Here is a 17,459-nt window from a genome sequence, read left to right on the forward strand (position 1 = left end):
GACGGGTGGGCAGCCGCCGGTGCTGCCTAGGCTGGCGCATGACCTCGGCACCCCGGACCGCGCCCTCCGCGGCGGCCTGGCGCCCCGCGCCGGGGCGACCGACGTGGGGCATCGTGCTCGGCGACGCCGTGCGGGTCGCGGCCCTGGCGAGCGTCCTCGTGGCCGCGGCGACGTCGGGCGGGGTCGCGGCGGCGCTGTTCCTCCTCGTCCTCGGCGGCACGATGGTGCCGCGGGCGACCGGCGCACCCGCGGTGCTCGACGTCGCGTGCGGCGCGGCGGTGCTCGTGGCCGCGTGGTGCGCCGTCCTCGGCCTGTACGAAGCGGTCGCAGGGCTCGACCTGCTGGTGCACGCCGTCGCGACCGGCGCGCTCGCGGCCCTCGGCCACCACGTGCTGGCCCGCGCCGGTGTCACCGTCTCCCCCGTCCGGCCCCGGGCGTCGGCCGCGGTGACGGTGGTCGGCCTCGGCGCCCTGCTCGCCGTCGTGTGGGAGCTGCTCGAGGCCCTCGGGCACGCCCTGGTCGACGAGAGCATCCACGTGACGTACCTCGACACCGTCGGCGACCTCGCCGCGGCGCTCGTGGGCAGCCTCGCGGCGGCGGCGCTCGTGGCCCGCGCGACCGCCCCCGCTGCGGGCGAGGAGCGCGCGTGACCGGCCGGTCGCGGGTCGCGCCCCCGCCGCCGGACGGCGCGCTGCCGACGGTGTCCGTGGTCGTCCCGGCCCGGGACGACGCGGTCGCCCTGGAACGCTGCCTCGCGCTGCTCGCGGCGCAGACGCTCCCGCCGCTCGAGGTCGTGGTGGTGGACAACGCGTCCGTCGACGACACCGCGGGCGTCGCACGCCGGGCCGGCGCGGTCGTGGTCCACGAGCCCCACGTCGGCATCCCGGCGGCGGCCGCCGCCGGGTACGACACGGCGCGGGGCGACGTCGTGGCGCGGCTCGACGCCGACTCCCAGCCCGGGCCCGACTGGGTGCGCACGGTGGCGGAACGCCTGGCCGCCGACCTCTCGGCCGACGCCGTCACCGGCGTGGGCACCTTCACCGACCTGCGGGCCGGTCGCTGGGCGTGCGCCCTGTACCTCGGCACGTACTACGCCAGCACCCGGATGGCGCTCGGCCACACCGCGCTGTGGGGCTCCTCCATGGCCCTGCGTCGCAGCACCTGGTGGGCCGTGCGGGACCAGGTCGAGCGCCGCGACCCGGAGGTGCACGACGACCTGGACCTGGCGTTCGCGCTCGGGCCCCGGCGGCGCATCGTGCGCGACCGGCGGCTGCGGGTCGGCGTCTCCGCCCGCTCGCTGCGGCACGCCCGCCGCCGGCGGCTGGCCCGGGCGGTGCGCACGCTCCGGCTGAACTGGTCGGTCGCGCCGCCGTGGGAACGTTGGCGAGAGCACCTCGCGCGGCCATGACCGCGCCCGCTGGACCGTGGACGGCCCGGAGGGGGCGGCCTAGGGAGTCGCGCCAGGTGTCGCGGCCGACGTCGTGGCCGGCGTCGTCGCCGGTGTCGTCGCCGGTGCCGTGGCGATCGCCGTGCCGTTCACCCGTGGCGAGACCCGTCGTTCGAGCATGAGCGCGGCGGCGGCGAGAGCCGCGCAGCCCAGGACGACGACGGCGATGAAGGCGCCCGGCAGGTGGTGCTCCAGCAGGAACCCGGCCACGACCGGGCCGGCGATCGTGCCCGCCTGGAACGCCCCCGAGTTGACGGCGTTGTACCGGCCGCGCAGGTGGTCCGGGGCCATGTCGTTGGTGATCGCGGGCAGGGCCGACTGCAGCAGCGTCTCTCCGAGCCCGAAGAGCCCGTGGAACAGCAGGACCCCGGCGACGGCAGCGACGCTGCCGGGGACGAGACCGGTCGCGCCGAGGATTCCCCACGCGACCGCCCAGATCGCGGCCATCACCACGAGCACGCGCGTGCGACGTCGTCCCTTCGCGCGGTTCATGACCCAGAACTGCAGGGTGACGATGACCACCGTGTTCACCACGAACGCGAGGCCGATGACGCGCGTCGAGACCTCGGAGGCCTGCCGGGCGAACGCTGGGAACCCACCCTCCATCTGCCCGTACCCGACGAACGAGGCGAACAAGGACAGGGCAGTCAGCCAGAGCACCTCCGGCCGGCGCAGGATGTGCAGGTACCCGGCCGCGGGCGCGCCGTCCTGGGTCGCCGGACGCTCGACCCTGCCTCGGAGGGAGCGCAGGGGCACGAGGAGGACGACGACGGGTGCGAGGAACGTCGCGGCGTTGATGAGGAAGGCGGCCACGAAGGTGCCGGGCCTCTCGACGTCCACCATGAAGCCGCCGACGACGCCGCCCACGCCGACGCCGAGGTTGAGCAGGGCGAAGTTCACGCCGTAGTAGCGCTGCCGCAGGTCGCCCTGCACGACGGTGGCCACGAGCGTGTTGATCGACGGCCAGGCCACGCCGAGCTGGACGCCGAAGAGGCACAGGGCGACGCCGGCGACCGCCGGGGCCGTGGCGAACGCGAGGAGCGTCAGCCCGGCGATCCCCGCGACGAGGCCGGTGAGCACCACGGCGCGGGCGCCGTACCGGTCCACCAGCGTCCCCGCGGGGCCGGTCACCAGGAGCCCCACCACGGCGATCAGGCCCATGAGCGTGCCGGCCGTGCCGAGGGAGAACCCCCGCACCTCGTGCAGGTAGATGATCGTGAACGGCAGCGTCAGGCCGCGGCCGAAGAACTGGACGACGACCGTGGACAGCAGCCAGCGGCCGTCACGAGGAAGCTCGTGCCAGAAGGCCAGGGCGCCGGAGCGTGCGAGGGTGCGAGGCACCGGCCGATCCTCTCCTGCGCCACCGACACGGGGCGAGCGGTGATCGGACAGGGCAGCCGGAGCGGTGCCGTGGCCCCACGGGCGCGCGGGACCGGGCACGGGGCAGTAAGGTCGACGACGGACTCGGCTGCGGACGCAGCCTCGAGGCACGGTCCCACACCCTTCAGCGCAGGAGGCGGCATGGTTCAGGGCGTGCGTCGGTGAACCCGGTGGAGGCATGCCCTCCCGGGCGGCTCGACGTCGTCGGATCCTGGACCCTGCGCACCGTCGACCAGCTCTCCGACGTGCGGGCCGAGCTGGAGTCGCAGCTGCCGTGCGACTGTCCCGCCGCCCGCATCGGCCCGTCGGAGGACGCCGGCGGGCTGTCCGGCACGCAACGCATGGTGCTCGTCGCGAGCGAGCTGGTCGCCAACGCGCTGGAGCACGCCCGCCCGCCCGTCGTCGCACGGCTGCTGTGCGACGGGTCCGTGGCCGTTCTCGACGTCGTCGACCGCAGCCCCGACGAGCCGCCCGTCGTCCCCCTGGACCGGCAGCTCGGCGAGGGCGGGCACGGCCTCCGGCTCGCGAAGACGGTCGCGGACCGCGTCGGCTGGTACCGCGCGGGGGCCGAGAAGCACGTGTGGGCCCAGTTCTCGGTGCCCACGCCGGACGGCACGGCGGACGGCCCGGCCACGAACGATCTGGCCACGGCCGACCGCGCCACGGACGGCCTGACCGCGACCGGGGCGCCGGACCGCTCCTAGCGCGGCGTGTAGCGCTCGGGCGGGAACGCGGCGAGAACGATCGCTCGCAGGTCCTCCAGGTCGCCCTCGACCAGGCCGCGGGCGCGTGCCTGGACCAGCAGGTTTCCCACGGCGGTCGCCTCGACCGGCCCGGCCACCACCGGCAGCCCCGAGCGGTCCGCCGTCGCCTGGCAGAGCAACGTGTTCTGCGCGCCACCCCCCACCACGTGGATCGCCGACACCGTGCGGCCGGCCAGCCGCGCCGCCGTCGCGACGGCGTCCGCGAAAGCCTGCGCGAGGCTCTCCACGATGCTGCGCACGTACTCCCCGCGCGTGCCGGGCACCCGCTGGCCGTGCTCGCGGCACCAGTCCGCGATCCGGCCGGGCACGTCGCCCGGCGGCAGGAAGCGGGGGTCGTCGACGTCGAACACGGCGACGGGCCCGGTGACGCGCGCCGCCTCCGCCAGGAGCTCCTGCAGGGTGCTCGACCGCTGCGCGGCGGTCGACTCCCGCTCCCAGGTGCGGATCGACTCGGACAGCAGCCACAACCCCATGACGTTGTGCAGGAACCGCGTGCGGCCGTCCACACCGCCCTCGTTGGTGAAGCCGGCGAGCCGGGCGTCCTCCGTGAGCACGGGTGCGTCGAGCTCGAGGCCCACCAGGCCCCACGTGCCGCACGAGACGTACGCGACGTCGCGGTCCGTGGCAGGCACCGCGACGACGGCCGACGCCGTGTCGTGCGAGCCGACGGCCGTGACCTCCAGCGCCCGCCCCACGACCTGCGCGACGTCGGGCGCGAGGACGCCGAGCGACGTCCCGGGGTCGACGACCGGCGGCAGGACGCGCGCGGGGATGCCGAGCAGGTCGGCGAGCGCCGTGTCCCACTCCCCCGTGCGGGCGTCGAGCAGCCCGGTCGTGGAGGCGTTGGTGCGCTCGGCGACCTCCGCCCCGGTGAGCCAGTGCGCGAGGAGGTCGGGCACCAGCAGGGCCCGGTCGGCGAGGTCGAGCAGCGGACCCTCCGTGGCGAGCTGGAACACCGTGTTGAACGGCAGGTGCTGCAACCCGTTGCGCGCGTACAGCGCGGCGGCGTCCACCTGGGCGTGCACCCGCTCCACACCGGCGGCGGTCCGCGCGTCGCGGTAGTGGTACGGCACGCCGAGCAGCCGCCCGTCGCGCAGCAGGCCGTAGTCCACAGCCCACGAGTCGATCCCGACGCCGAGGATCTCTCCCGGCGCCTCGCGCTCCGCCGCGGCCAGCCCCTCCAGCACCTGGCGGTAGAGCTCCAGCAGGTTCCAGTGCAGGCCGTCCGGCGTGCGGACCGGCTCGTTGGGGAACCGTGCCACGTGCTGCAGCCGCAGCCCGCCCGCGCCGAACCGGCCCAGGATGACGCGCCCGCTGGTGGCGCCCAGGTCGACGGCGGCGAGCGTCCCCTCCCGCGCCCGCCCCGCCGTCGAGCCGGTCACCGCAGGAACGCCTGCGCCACGCCGGCGTCGACGGGCACGTGCAGGCCGGTCGTGTGCGAGAAGTCGCTGGTGCACAGCGCGTACACGGCGTTCGCGACGTGCTCCGGGAGCACCTCCCGCTTGAGCAGCGTGCGCTGGGCGTAGAACTTGCCCAGGTCCTGCTCCTCGATGCCGTACGTCTTGGCGCGGTTGGCGCCCCAGCCGGAGGCGAAGATGCCCGACCCGCGCACGACGCCGTCCGGGTTGATCCCGTTCACCTTGATGCCGTGCTCGCCGAGCTCCGCGGCGAGCAGCCGCACCTGGTGGGCCTGGTCGGCCTTGGTGGCCGAGTAGGCGATGTTGTTGGGCCCTGCGAACACGGAGTTCTTCGACGAGATGTAGACGATGTCGCCGCCGAGCTTCTGGTCCACGAGGACGCGTGCCGCGTTCTTCGCGACGAGGAACGAGCCCTTCGCCATGACGTCGTGCTGCAGGTCCCAGTCCGCCTCGGTCGTGTCGAACAGCGACTTGCTCAGGGACAGGCCGGCGTTGTTCACGACGATGTCCACGCCGCCGAAGGCGAGGACGGCCTCGGCCAGCGCGGCCTGCACGGCGGCCTCGTCGGCCACGTTCGCGGCGAGGCCGACGGCGACGTCGGTGCCGCCGAGCTCGGCCGCGGCGGCCTGCGCCTTCTCCAGGTCCAGGTCCGCGACGACGACGCACGCCCCCTCGGCCGCGAGGCGGGTGGCGATGGCCTTGCCGATGCCGGACGCGGCACCGGTGACGAACGCGATGCGGGTGGCGAGCGGCTTGGGCTTCGGCCTGCGCTGCAGCTTGGCCTCCTCCAGCGCCCAGTACTCGATGCGGAACTTCTCGGACTCGTCGATCGGGGCGTAGGTCGACAGGGCCTCCGCACCGCGCATGACGTTGATCGCGTTGACGTAGAACTCGCCCGCGACCCGCGCCGTCTGCTTGTCCGCGCCGTAGGAGAACATGCCCACGCCGGGCACGAGGACGATCGCGGGATCGGCGCCGCGCATGGCGGGCGGCTCCTCGCCGCGGGCGCGGGCCTCGGCGGCGCCGCGCTCGTAGTAGGCCGTGTAGTCCGCGCGGTACGCCTCGTGGAGGGCGGGCAGGCGGTCGACGATCTCCTCGACCGTCGCGGTCGCCGGCAGGTCCACGACGAGCGGCTTCACCTTGGTGCGCAGGAAGTGGTCCGGGCAGCTCGTGCCGAGCCCGGCCAGGCGCGGGTGCTCGGCGCTCGCCAGGAAGTCGAGCACGACGTCGGCGTCGGTGAAGTGACCGACCTGCGGCCGGTCGTGGGACGCGACGGCGCGCAGGTGCGGGGCGAGCGCGGCCGCCTTGGCGCGGCGCTCGCCGTCCGGCAGGGCGGCGTGGTCCTCCAGCGCGGGGCCGAAGGGCTCGGGCGACCCGTGCTCGGCGATGTACGCGGCCGCGGTCTCGATGATCCACAGCGAGCTCGCCTCGGCCTCCTCGGCCGTGTCGCCCCAGGCGGTGATGCCGTGACCGCCGAGCACCGTCCCGATCGCGTCGGGGTGTGCGGCCTTGATCTCGGCGATGTCGAGGCCGAGCTGGAAGCCTGGCCGGCGCCACGGCACCCACACGACCTTGCCGCCGAAGATCTTCTCCGTCAGCCCCGGTCCGTCGGCGGCCGTCGCGATCGCGATGCCCGCGTCCGGGTGGAGGTGGTCGACGTGCGCGGCGTCGACCAGGCCGTGCATGGCCGTGTCGATGCTGGGGGCTGCGCCGCCCTTGCCGTGCAGGCAGTAGTCGAACGCGGCGACCATCTCGTCCTCGCGCTCGACGCCCGGGTAGACGTCGACCAGCGCGCGCAGGCGGTCGAGCCGCAGGACGGCGAGACCCTGCGCCGTGAGGGTGCCCAGGTCGCCGCCGGAGCCCTTGACCCACAGCAGCTCCACGTCCTGGCCGGTGACGGGGTCCGGTGCGGTCCCCTTGGCGGACGTGTTGCCGCCGGCGTAGTTGGTGTTCCGAGGGTCGGCGCCCAGGCGGTTCGACCGCGCGACGAGGGCCTCGACGGTCGGGGTGGCGGTCTGGTTCGTCATCGGTGCTCCGGAGATCGGTCCGTCGGCCGACGGACGTGAGTAGGTGCGGGCGGTTCAGGCGGTTCGGGTCGGCTGGGTCGACAGGCTCAGCGGGGCGGCTCGTGCGCCGTGGTCAGCCACGCGGCGAACCGCGCGAGAGTGCGGGCGCAGCCGGGGTCCGCGGGCTGGTTGAGGTGCCCGTGGAACGTGTCGTCCTCGCGGACGACCACGACGTCGACGCCGGCGGCGCGGAGCTCGGCGGCGAAGGCCTCGCCGCCCGAGCGCAGCGCGTCGTGGTCGGAGTTGACGATCAGCGTGGGCGGCAGGCCCGTGAGGTCCTGCCCGCCGGGGAAGGCGTACGGCGACGTCGCCGCGCCGTCGTGGCCGAGGTAGTTCGCGTGCATCGCCCGGACCGCGGTCGGCGGGAAGTCCCGCTCCGGCAGCAGGGCGGCGATCTTGGCGGCGAGCTCCGCGGAGGGCGCGGGCAGCACCTGGTGGGTCACCGGGTAGGCGAGGACGACGGTGGACGGCGTCGGCACGCGCGACGGCGCGTCGACGAGCGTGCCGAGCGGCACCGCGCCGTCGCGCAGGCGCAGCGCCGCCCCGGCAGCGAGGTCGCCGCCGGCGCTCGCGCCACCGAGCGACCAGCGGCCGGCCGGGACGCCGAGGTCCGCCGCGCCGGCCGCCCACGCGAACGCGAACGCGACCTCCTCGGACGGCACCGGGAACCGCACGCCGTCCGCCCCGGGCACGGCCTGCGGGTCGCGGTAGTCGATCGGCGGGACGAGCCGGTACTCCACGCTGACGACGACGACGCCCGCCGCGGCGAGGCTGCGTGCGACACCGTCGGCCTCGGGCATGTCGACGTCGCCGTGCACGAACGCGCCGCCGTGCGCCCAGACGAGGCCCGCCACGGTCGCTCCCGCGGGACGGTAGACGCGCACCCGCAGGTCACCGTGCGGTCCCGCGAGGACGTGGTCGCGGACGCGGAGCTGGTCGGCCGCCGTCGTCGTCATGCTCAGGCGCCCCAGCCCGCTTGCGTGCCGCCCACGCGCGCAGCGGCGATCTTGTCCAGGTAGCCCGAGGCGGCGAACGCCCGCATCGGTGCCGGGTCCAGGCCCTGCTCGGCGCGCAGGTCGGCGAGGAGTCCGCGGACGTCCGTGTTGTACGCGTCCATGAGCACCCCGTGCGCGCCGAGCACGTCGCCCGCCCGCTGGGCCGCGTCGAGCGCCTCGGCGTCGACCAGCAGCGCCTTCGCCGTGGCCTCCTGCACGTTCATGACCGAGCGGATCTGACCGGGGATCTTGTCCTCGATGTTGTGGCACTGGTCGAGCATGAAGTTGACGCCCGACTCCGGGCGGAGCGCGTCGGCCTCGACGATCTCGTGCATGATCCGGAACAGCTGGAACGGGTCCGCGGCGCCGGCCATGAGGTCGTCGTCGGCGTAGAAGCGCGAGTTGAAGTCGAAGGCGCCGAGCCGGCCCTGGCGCAGCAGCTGGGCCACGATGAACTCGATGTTGGTGCCGGGGGCGTGGTGGCCGGTGTCGAGCACGACCTTCGCGCGCTCGCCGAGGGCGAGGCAGTGCAGCAGGGACGTGCCCCAGTCCGGCACGTCCGTGTGGTAGAACGCCGGCTCGAAGAACTTGTACTCGAGCACCATGCGGTGGTCGTCGTCGAGCTCCTCGTAGACGGCGGCGAGCGACTCCGCGAGCCGGTCCTGGCGGGCGCGGATCGAGTCCTGGCCGGGGTAGTTGGTGCCGTCCGGCAGCCAGATCTTCAGCTCCTTGGACCCCGTGGCGCGCATGACGTCGATGCACTGCACGTGGTGCGCGACCGCCTTGCGGCGCACGGCCGGGTCGGCGTGCGTGAGCGAGCCGAGCTTGTAGTCGTCGTCCTGGAACAGGTTCGAGTTGATCATCCCGATGCTCACGCCGTGCTCCTTGGCGTGCCGGGCCAGGTCGGCGAAGTCGCCGACCAGGTCCCACGGGACGTGCAGGGAGACGCGCGGCGCGATGCCCGTGAAGGCGTGCACCTGCGCGGCGTCGGCGATCTTCTCGTAGGGGTCCCGGGGGGTGCCCGGCGTGCCGAAGACCTTGAACCGGGTACCCGAGTTGCCGAACGCCCACGAGGGCAGCTCGATGGTCTGCTCGCCGAGGGCCTTGCGCAGCCGTGCGTCGAGCACGGGCGTCGTCGCCGTCATGTCTCCTCCTCGTCCGCGCTCCCTCGCGCGGTGCTGGTGCGACCCGTCGTGCGCGGCCGCTTTGAATCGTTTCATACACTAAGCCGGTGTCCGGGCGGCGTCAACCACCCGCCGACCTGTCAGAACCACGCGCTGCCCTGCCACCACCTGGCTCTGACAGCTCCAGGTGCCGGGAAGTTGTCAGACTCACGTGCGCACAGGGCCGGACGTGGGTCTGACAGCTCGCGGGATCAGGCGGTGCGGCGGGCGGCGTCGAGCTGCGTCTCCAGGTGGAAGACCTCCTCGAGCTGGACGAAGCCCTCGTCCGGGCGGCCGTCGGACGGCTCGAAGAAGTCCTGCATCGCCGCCTGCCAGCGCTCGTTCACCTCGCGGGCGGCCATGTCCCGCTGCGCCCGCTCGTAGTCGTCCGTCCGCAGGATGCCGACGAGCAGCCCGTCGGCGCCGAGGAAGAGGCGGTAGTCGTGCCATCCCGTCTCGGCGAGCGCCTCGAGCATGTCGGGCCAGACGGCGGCATGAGCCGCCCGGTACTCGTCGAGCCGGTCGCGCCGCACCCGGGACACGAAACAGACGTGCGTCGTCGCGCCGTCGTCGATGAAACGGTTCATACGATGAACCTAGCAACACCGACCTGCGCACAGGTACCTCTACGCTGAAGCCCAGGCGTGACGAGGCGCCCGGACCCGAGGAGCAGCACATGACGACGACCGCCCCCCGCCGCCGCGCGTCGATCAGCGACGTCGCGCGCCAGGCCCAGGTGTCGGTCGGCACGGTCTCGAACGTGCTCAACCGCCCGGACCGGGTCTCCCCGACGACGCGCGAGCGCGTGCTCGCCGCCATCGAGGACCTCGCCTTCGTGCCGAACGGCTCCGCGCGCCAGCTGCGCGCGGGCACGCTCACGACGGCGGGCGCCATCGTGCTGGACGTCTCCAACCCGTTCTTCACGGACGTGGCCCGCGGCATCGAGGACCGCCTCGAGGAGGCGGACTACACGCTCATGCTGGCCAGCTCGGACGAGAACCCGGAGCGCGAGGCGCGCTACCTGCGCCTCTTCGAGGAGCACGGCGTGCAGGGCGTGATGGTGGTGCCGGCCACGGACGACGTCGAGCACCTGGAGACCCTGCGGGCGCGCGGGCTGCGCGTGGTGCTGCTCGACCGGCCGTCGCCGGTCGAGACCCTGTCGTCGGTGGCCGTGGACGACCGCGCCGGCGCCGGGGCGGCCGCCCGCCACCTCGTCGGGCTGGGGCACGAGCGCATCGCCTTCCTCAACGGCCCTCACACGATCCGCCAGTGCGCCGACCGCAGCGAGGGCCTGCACGACGCGCTCGTCGACGTCGGGCTCGACCCCGGCGAGGCGCTCGTCGAGATCACCGTCGCGACCCTCAACGCCGACGGCGGCCAGGCCGGGACGGAGCAGGTGCTGGCCCTGGCCGACCGCCCGACGGCGACGATGTGCGTCAACGACCTCACCGCCCTGGGCGTGCTGCGCACGCTGCGCACCGCCGGCGTGCCCGTGCCGTCGGGCATGGCGGTGGTCGGGTACGACGACGTCGCCTTCGCCGGCGAGCTGGCGACCCCGCTGACGTCGGTGCGCCAGCCGACGCACCAGCTGGGCCACCGCGCCGCGGACCTGCTGCTCGACCCGGACGACGCCGTGGAGCAGGTGACCTTCCAGCCCGAGCTGATCGTCCGGGAGTCGACGACCGGCGTCGGCTGACACCCGACGTCGAACAGGTGGTTGTTCACCGAATACAGCGTCATTCGGTGAACAACCACCTGTTCGGCATCGCGGCGGGGCCCGGTTCGAGACCCGGCAAGCGCTTCCCGATTGAATCGATACATGACAGACTCGGGACATGCGCCGACGCACGACACCGGAGTCCACCCCGTCCCCCCGCCCCTGGAACGCCGACCTCGCGGGCCTCGGCTTCGGCGGCGACTACAACCCCGAGCAGTGGCCGCAGGACGTGCGTCTGGAAGACCTCGAGCTCATGCGCGAGGCGGGCGTCAACATCCTCAGCGTGGCGATCTTCTCCTGGGCGACCATCGAGCCGCGCGAGGGCGAGCTCGACTGGGGCTGGCTCGACGAGACGATGGACCGCCTGCACTCCGCGGGCATCCGCGTGGCGCTGGCCACCGCCACCGCGTCGCCGCCGCCGTGGCTGACCCGCCAGCACCCGGAGATCCTTCCCCGCCTGGCCGACGGCACCGTGCTGCACCAGGGCGGCCGCCAGTCGTACTCGGTCACCCACCCCGTGCACCGCGACTACGCGCTGCGCATGACCACCCGCATCGCCGAGCGGTACCGCGACCACCCCGCGCTCGCCGTCTGGCACGTCGACAACGAGATCGGCTGCCACGTGCCGCGCGACTGGTCGGACGCGGCCGCGGCCGCGTTCCAGGAGTGGCTGCGCGCCAGGTACGGCAGCGTCGACGCGCTGAACGAGGCGTGGGGCACGGCGTTCTGGTCGCAGCGCTACGGCTCGTTCGACGACGTGCTGCCGCCGCTGACGGCGCCCACGTTCGCCAACCCGACGCAGCAGCTCGACTTCGACCGGTTCTCCTCCGACGCCCTGCTCGACTACTACCTCGACCTGCGCGACACGCTGCGCGAGATCACGCCGCACGTGCCCGTCACGACCAACCTCATGGCGACCGCGCACACCAAGGGCATGGACTACTTCGCGTGGGCGCCGGAGCTGGACGTCGTCGCGAACGACCACTACACGATGTCGGCGGACCCCGAGCGCCACGTCGGCCTCGCGTTCTCCGCCGACCTCACGCGCGGCGTCGCGGGTGGCGACCCGTGGATCCTCATGGAGCACTCGACGTCCGCCGTGAACTGGCAGCCGCGCAACACGCCGAAGGCGCCGGGCGAGCTGCTGCGCAACTCGTTGCAGCACGTGGCTCGCGGCGCCGACTCGGTGATGTTCTTCCAGTGGCGCCAGTCCCGGGCCGGCGCCGAGAAGTTCCACTCGGCGATGGTGCCGCACGCCGGGCGCGACTCCGACGTGTGGCGCGACGTCGTGACGCTCGGGCGCGCGCTGCGGGCGCTCGGCGAGGTGCGGGGGTCGCGCGTGCGCTCGCGCGCGGCCGTCGTCGTCGACTGGCCGTCGTGGTGGGGCGCCGAACTCGACTCGCACCCCTCCGGGGACCTGCGCTACATGGACCAGGTCCAGGCCTGGTACCGGGCCCTGTGGCGGCTCGGCGTCACGACCGACCTCGTGCCGCCGGGCGCCGACCTCGACGGCTACGACCTCGTCGTGCTGCCCACCACCTACCTCGTCACCGACGCGGACGCCGCGAACGTCGCGGCCGCCGCGGAGCGCGGCGCGACCGTGGTGGTCACGTACTTCTCGGGCATCGTCGACGAGCACGACCACGTGCGGCTCGGCGGCTACCCCGGCGCGTTCCGCGACCTGCTCGGCGTGCGCACCGAGGAGTTCAACCCGCTGCAGGAGGGCGTGCAGGTGCGCGTGGCCGGCAAGGCGGTGGGCGGTGACGCGGGCGCCGACCTGTGGACCGAGAAGACCCGGGCCGCGGACGGCACCGAGGTGGTCGCGGCGTACGGGGACGGCGTCCTCGCGGGATGGCCGGCGGTGACCCGGCGCGAGGTCGGGTCCGGGCGGGCCTGGTACGTCGCGACGCGGCTGGACGAGGCGGGCCTCGGCGCGCTCGCGGAGCAGCTCGTGGCCGAGGCCGGCGTCGGGCCCGACGTCGTCGCGCCGGCCGGGGTGGAGGTCGTGCGGCGATGGTCCGAGGACGGCGCGACGTCCTGGCTGTTCGCGATCAACCACACCGAGACGGACGCGACCCTCGGCACCGGCGCGGCCCCCGTGACGGGCACCGAGCTGCTGAGCGGCGACGTCGTCGACGGCGTCCTCCCGGTGCCGGCGGGGGCGGTGCGTGTGGTGCGGGTCGGCTGATGCCGCGGCACGCCCCCGACGGCCCGGTGGGCCCGTACGCGTTCGTCTTCTGGAACGACGACCTGGACGACGACGGCGTGCGGGCACAGCTGGGCGAGCTCGCCGGGGCGGGCTTCGTCGGGGTGACGCTCAGCGCGCGGGTGGGGCTGAGCCGCCGGGTCGGGTACCTGACCCCGGAGTACCTGCGCCTGGTGCGCGTGGCGGTGGACGAGTGCGCGCGCCTCGGGCTGGCGGTGATCCTCTACGACGAGGCGTCGTACCCGTCCGGCTCGGCGAACGGTGCCGTGGTGGCGCGCGACCCGGCGTTCGCCGCCCGCTGCCTGGTGCCGGTGACCCACGACGTCGTCGTCCCGGACGGCGGTGGCGAGGCCAGCGGTGGCGAGGTCGGCGGTGGCGAGGCCGACTACTGGCGCCCCGCGCTGGGCCGCGACCTGGACGCGCGGCTGCTGGCCGTCGTCGCGCGCCGCGACCCGGAGGAAGGGCGCGACGTCACGCGAGACGGCGCGGGCGTGCTGCTGCCGGTGCGCGCCCCAGGGCTGGTGCGGCTCGACCTGCTGCCGGGCGCCTGGACGGTGACGGCAGTCTTCGACGCGGCGAGCGGCGGCACGATCCGCGGCGCGCACGCCGAGCAGGACGACGGGTCCGCGCTGGCGCCCGCCGCCGCGGACCTGCTGCACCCGGGCGCCGTCGCCGCGTTCCTCGAGCTGACCCACGACGCGTACGCCGCCGCGCTGGGCGAGCACCTGGGCACGACGGTCGTGGCGATGTTCACCGACGAGCCCTTCCTGCTGGGCCGCGGGCACCGGCCCCTCGCCCGCCCGTACACGCCCGGGCTGGAGTCGGAGGTCGCGGCAGCGCTCGGCGTCGACGTCGCGGACGTGCTGCGCCGCCTGCCCGCGCTGTGGGACGGCGGCGAGGAGACGCGCCCGGGCGGCACCGACCCCGGCGCGACGGGGTTCGTGCGCGCCTACGACGACGCCGTGCGGGCGCGGCTGCACCGCGCGTACTACGACGCGCAGGCTGCGTGGTGCGCCCGGCACGGCATCGCGCTGACCGGGCACCCGGCGGAGCCGGACGACCTGGGCACCGCGGCGCGCATGGACTGGCCCGGGCAGGACACGGTGTGGCGGTGGGTGCTGCCGGGCGACGGCTCGGCGCTGGAGGGGCCGGAGAGCACCGCACCGAAGGTCGCCGCGAGCGCCGCGCGGGCGCGCGGCGGGGCGCCGGCGGTGACGGAGGTGCTCGGCGCGTACGGGTGGCGGCTGAGCCTGGACGAGGCCCGCTGGCTGCTCGACTGGTACCTGAGCCGCGGCGTGACGACGCCCGTGCTGCACGCGTTCTTCGCGTCCGTGCGCGGCGCGCGGGCGTTCGAGAGCGAGCCCGACCTGGGCCGGTGGAACTCGTGGTGGCCGCACCTGCCGCCGCTGGTCGGGTATGTGCGGCGGGTGGCGGAGCTGCTCGCCGCCGCGCCGCCCGTGTGGTCGGTGGGGGTGCTGAGCCGGCCGGACGCGGTGCCGTCGGGGCCGGTGGTGCGGGCGCTGCTGGAGGCACAGCTCGACTTCGGCTATGTGGACCGCGACGACCCGGACGTCGCGGCGGGGTACGCCGTGCTGGTGGACCCGGCCGACGGCGTGCCGGGGGTCGTCGCCCTCAAGGCCCGGCTGTGCGCGGCGGGCGTGCCGGTCGTGGACGCCGCGCCCGCGGCGCCGGACCTGCGGGCGGTGGTGCTCGGCGGGGGCGCGGGCTACGTCTTCTTCCACGAGGGCGAGGAGCCGGTGCGCACCGCGTTGCGGCTCCCGCCGCTGCCGGACGACGCGTGCTGGTGGGACCCGTTCACGGACGCACGTCGCGCCGTCGAGCGGGACGACGACGGGCGGGTCGTGCTGGTGCTGGAGCGGCGCCGGACGCTCGCGCTCGTGCGCGCCGCCGGGCGCCCCGTGGCGACGGCCGCGACGTCCGCGCCGACCGAGGGCCACCACGTCGAGGTCTCCGGCTGGCGCGGCGTCGTGGCGCGGGTGGTCGGCGACCTGGCCGCGATCCAGGACGACGACGGCGCGGCGGTCCCGACCGTGCTGGGCCTGGGCGACTGGGCTCGCGAGCCGGCCCTGCGGCGGTTCTCCGGGTCGGTGCGCTACACGGCCGAGGTGGACGTGCCGGAAGGCGTGGGCGCGGCGCGCCTGGACCTCGGGACGGTGGGTGACGCGGCGACGGTGAGCGTGGACGGCGTCGTCGTCGGGCACGCGCTGACCGCCCCGCACGTGCTCGCCCTGGCACCGGGAGTGCTGCGCCCCGGCCGCCGCACCCTGGAGGTGCTGGTGAGCAACAGCGCCGCGAACTACTACGAGGGCGACCGCCGGCCGTCGGGGCTGCTGGGGCCGGTCGCCCTCTCCTGGTAGCACCGCCCGACCGCTCACCACAATCACCTGGTGCGTCCCGGCACCGGGACGTAAGGTGCACGGCGATGAGATCCCTGTGAGCAGTCCCGCGCCGCCGCGTCGAACCTCCGCTCCGGGAAGGAGTCCCCCGTGGACCCGTCACAGCTCACCCTCACCGACATCACCCTGCGCTACGCCGACCGCGTGGTGCTCGACCGCCTCTCCCTGACGGTCTCCCCCGGCGAGCGCGTCGGCGTGGTCGGCGACAACGGCTCCGGCAAGAGCACGCTCCTCGCCGTCGTCGCGGGCACGCTCCTCCCGCAGAACGGCACCCGCACGGTGCGCGCGCCGGGCGGCACCGGCTACCTGCCGCAGTCGCTCGACCTGCCGCCGTCGAGCACCGTCGCCGAGGCCATCGACCACGTGCTGGCGGACGTGCGCGCCCTCGCGGCGGAGGTCGCCGCCCTCGAGGACCGGCTCGGCGCGCTCGACGGCGCCGACCTGAACGACGCGCTGCGCCGGTACGCGGACCTCACCGCACGCTTCGACGCCCGCGACGGGCGCGGCGCCGACCGCAGGGTCGACGTCGCGCTGCACCGGCTCGGGCTCCCCCACCTGGACCGCGCGCGCCCGCTCGGCTCGCTCTCCGGCGGCGAGCGCTCCCGGCTCGCGCTGGCGGCGACGCTCGCGGCCGACCCGGAGCTCCTGCTGCTCGACGAGCCCACCAACGACCTCGACGACGACGCGCTCGACTGGCTCACCGGCCGGCTGCGCGACCACGACGGGACGGTCGTCGCCGTCACCCATGACCGGGCCTTCCTGGCGGACCTCACGACGACGCTGGTCGAGGTCGACGGCGGCCGCGCACGCCGGTACGGCGCGGGATGGTCGGGCTACCTGGCCGCGAAGGAGACCGAGCGCGAACGGGCCCGGCTCGCGTGGGAGCGGTGGCGCGCGGACGTGGACCGCCAGCAGCGCGTCGTCGACACGAACGCGGAGGCGATGGAGCAGATCCCCCGCAAGCTGCCGATGGCGTCGTTCGGGTCGGGCGCCTTCCGGTCCCGGTCACGCACCCACGGGGCCACCGGCCGCATCCGGCGCGCCAAGGAGCAGGTGCGACGCCTCACCGCGGATCCGGCCGAGCGGCCCGCGGACCGTGCCGAGTTCCGGACGGACGTCGCCACGGCGGCGGTCGACGCCGAGGCCGACGGTGCGCCCGCGATCGGCCTCGCCGACGTCGTCGTGCACGGGCGCGGCGGCGTGCCGCGTCTCGCGGTGCCCCAGCTCGTGGTGGGTCACGGCGAGCACGTGCTGGTGACCGGGGCCAACGGCGCGGGCAAGAGCACCCTGCTGGCGGTGGTCGCGGGCGAGCTCGCGCCGGACGCCGGCGCGGCGCGCGTCTCGGGCGTCGTCGGGCACCTGCGCCAGGTGGGGACGCTGACGTCGCGCGACACGCGCACCGTGCTGCACGGCTTCGCCGCCGGCCGCCCAGGCGACCTGGAGGAGCACGCCGAGGCCCTCCTCGGCACTGGCCTGTTCCGCCCGGAGGACCTGCCGCGCCCGATCGCCGAGCTGTCCCAGGGCCAGCGGTCGCGGCTCGAGCTCGCCCGCGTCGTCACGACCACCACCGACGTGCTGCTCGTCGACGAGCCGACCAACCACCTCGCCCCGGCGCTCGTCGAAGAGCTGGAGTCGGCGCTCGCCGCGTTCGCCGGCACCCTCGTGCTCGTCTCGCACGACCGCACCATGCGCGGGCGGCTCCGCGGCCGGCGCCTCGTGCTCGACGGCGGCCGCGTCGTCGAGGACACCGGCTCGCCGAGGTAGCACCCCCACTGCCGAGGTAGCACCCACCGTGCCGAGGTAGCACCCACCGTGCCGAGGTAGCACCCACCGTGCCGAGGTAGCACCCACACTGCCGAGGTAGCACGCACCGTGCCGAGGTAGTT

At 74.9% G+C, this 17,459-nt stretch carries 13 protein-coding genes; 7 read left to right on the forward strand and 6 right to left on the reverse strand.

Features of this window, described 5'->3' with window-relative positions; genetic code table 11:
- Window positions 1-38: 38 nt before the first annotated feature.
- Window positions 39-650 (forward strand): hypothetical protein, encoded by a 612-nt coding sequence (locus ACWGKI_RS14440; protein ID WP_452187902.1) that lies wholly within the window; start codon window positions 39-41, stop codon window positions 648-650.
- Window positions 647-1,408 carry a glycosyltransferase family 2 protein gene (locus ACWGKI_RS14445; protein WP_452187903.1) on the forward strand — a complete coding sequence of 254 codons (762 nt, stop codon included), beginning with the start codon at window positions 647-649 and terminating at the stop codon, window positions 1,406-1,408. The genes ACWGKI_RS14440 and ACWGKI_RS14445 overlap by 4 nt, the downstream gene beginning before the upstream one ends.
- Before the next feature lie 39 nt (window positions 1,409-1,447).
- On the opposite strand, the gene ACWGKI_RS14450 is transcribed toward ACWGKI_RS14445, so the two are convergent.
- A complete protein-coding gene (locus tag ACWGKI_RS14450) occupies window positions 1,448-2,788 on the reverse strand; it encodes an MFS transporter (RefSeq protein ID WP_452187905.1) in 1,341 nt (446 codons plus the stop codon).
- 209 nt (window positions 2,789-2,997) lie between these two features.
- Here ACWGKI_RS14450 and ACWGKI_RS14455 point away from each other — a divergent pair, with 209 nt between their 5' ends.
- Entirely contained in the window at window positions 2,998-3,531 is a 534-nt protein-coding gene (locus ACWGKI_RS14455; protein WP_452187907.1) for an ATP-binding protein, read from the forward strand.
- Here ACWGKI_RS14455 and ACWGKI_RS14460 read toward each other — a convergent pair.
- The 5 genes from ACWGKI_RS14460 to ACWGKI_RS14480 all read right to left on the reverse strand — a co-directional run bounded on the left by ACWGKI_RS14460 (window position 3,528) and on the right by ACWGKI_RS14480 (window position 9,820).
- Window positions 3,528-4,973, reverse strand: a complete 1,446-nt coding sequence (locus ACWGKI_RS14460) for a rhamnulokinase (RefSeq protein WP_452187909.1) — start codon at window positions 4,971-4,973, stop codon at window positions 3,528-3,530. The two genes, ACWGKI_RS14455 and ACWGKI_RS14460, sit on opposite strands and share 4 nt — an antisense overlap.
- On the reverse strand, window positions 4,970-7,036 hold the full coding sequence (locus ACWGKI_RS14465) for a bifunctional aldolase/short-chain dehydrogenase (RefSeq protein WP_452187911.1): 2,067 nt from the start codon (window positions 7,034-7,036) through the stop codon (window positions 4,970-4,972). Before ACWGKI_RS14465 ends, ACWGKI_RS14460 begins: the two co-directional genes overlap by 4 nt.
- An 86-nt stretch (window positions 7,037-7,122) precedes the next feature.
- Window positions 7,123-8,031, reverse strand: a complete 909-nt coding sequence (locus tag ACWGKI_RS14470; RefSeq protein ID WP_452187913.1) for an alpha/beta hydrolase — start codon at window positions 8,029-8,031, stop codon at window positions 7,123-7,125.
- A 2-nt stretch (window positions 8,032-8,033) separates the two neighbouring features.
- Window positions 8,034-9,215: an L-rhamnose isomerase gene (gene rhaI, locus ACWGKI_RS14475; RefSeq protein WP_452187915.1), complete on the reverse strand. Its 1,182-nt coding sequence runs from the start codon at window positions 9,213-9,215 to the stop codon at window positions 8,034-8,036.
- Between the two features lie 230 nt (window positions 9,216-9,445).
- Window positions 9,446-9,820: an L-rhamnose mutarotase gene (locus ACWGKI_RS14480; RefSeq protein ID WP_452187917.1), complete on the reverse strand. Its 375-nt coding sequence runs from the start codon at window positions 9,818-9,820 to the stop codon at window positions 9,446-9,448.
- An 89-nt stretch (window positions 9,821-9,909) separates the two neighbouring features.
- Here ACWGKI_RS14480 and ACWGKI_RS14485 point away from each other — a divergent pair, with 89 nt between their 5' ends.
- The 4 genes from ACWGKI_RS14485 to ACWGKI_RS14500 all read left to right on the forward strand — a co-directional run bounded on the left by ACWGKI_RS14485 (window position 9,910) and on the right by ACWGKI_RS14500 (window position 17,337).
- A complete protein-coding gene (locus tag ACWGKI_RS14485) occupies window positions 9,910-10,929 on the forward strand; it encodes a LacI family DNA-binding transcriptional regulator (RefSeq protein ID WP_452187919.1) in 1,020 nt (339 codons plus the stop codon).
- Between the two features lie 139 nt (window positions 10,930-11,068).
- Window positions 11,069-13,138, forward strand: coding sequence for a beta-galactosidase (locus tag ACWGKI_RS14490; RefSeq protein WP_452187920.1), 2,070 nt, complete (start codon window positions 11,069-11,071; stop codon window positions 13,136-13,138).
- On the forward strand, window positions 13,138-15,534 hold the full coding sequence (locus ACWGKI_RS14495; protein WP_452187922.1) for a hypothetical protein: 2,397 nt from the start codon (window positions 13,138-13,140) through the stop codon (window positions 15,532-15,534). Before ACWGKI_RS14490 ends, ACWGKI_RS14495 begins: the two co-directional genes overlap by 1 nt.
- A gap of 129 nt (window positions 15,535-15,663) precedes the next feature.
- Window positions 15,664-17,337, forward strand: coding sequence for an ABC-F family ATP-binding cassette domain-containing protein (locus tag ACWGKI_RS14500; RefSeq protein ID WP_452187924.1), 1,674 nt, complete (start codon window positions 15,664-15,666; stop codon window positions 17,335-17,337).
- The last annotated feature ends 122 nt before the right edge of the window (window positions 17,338-17,459 follow it).

Source organism: Isoptericola sp. NPDC055881 (assembly GCF_053615895.1).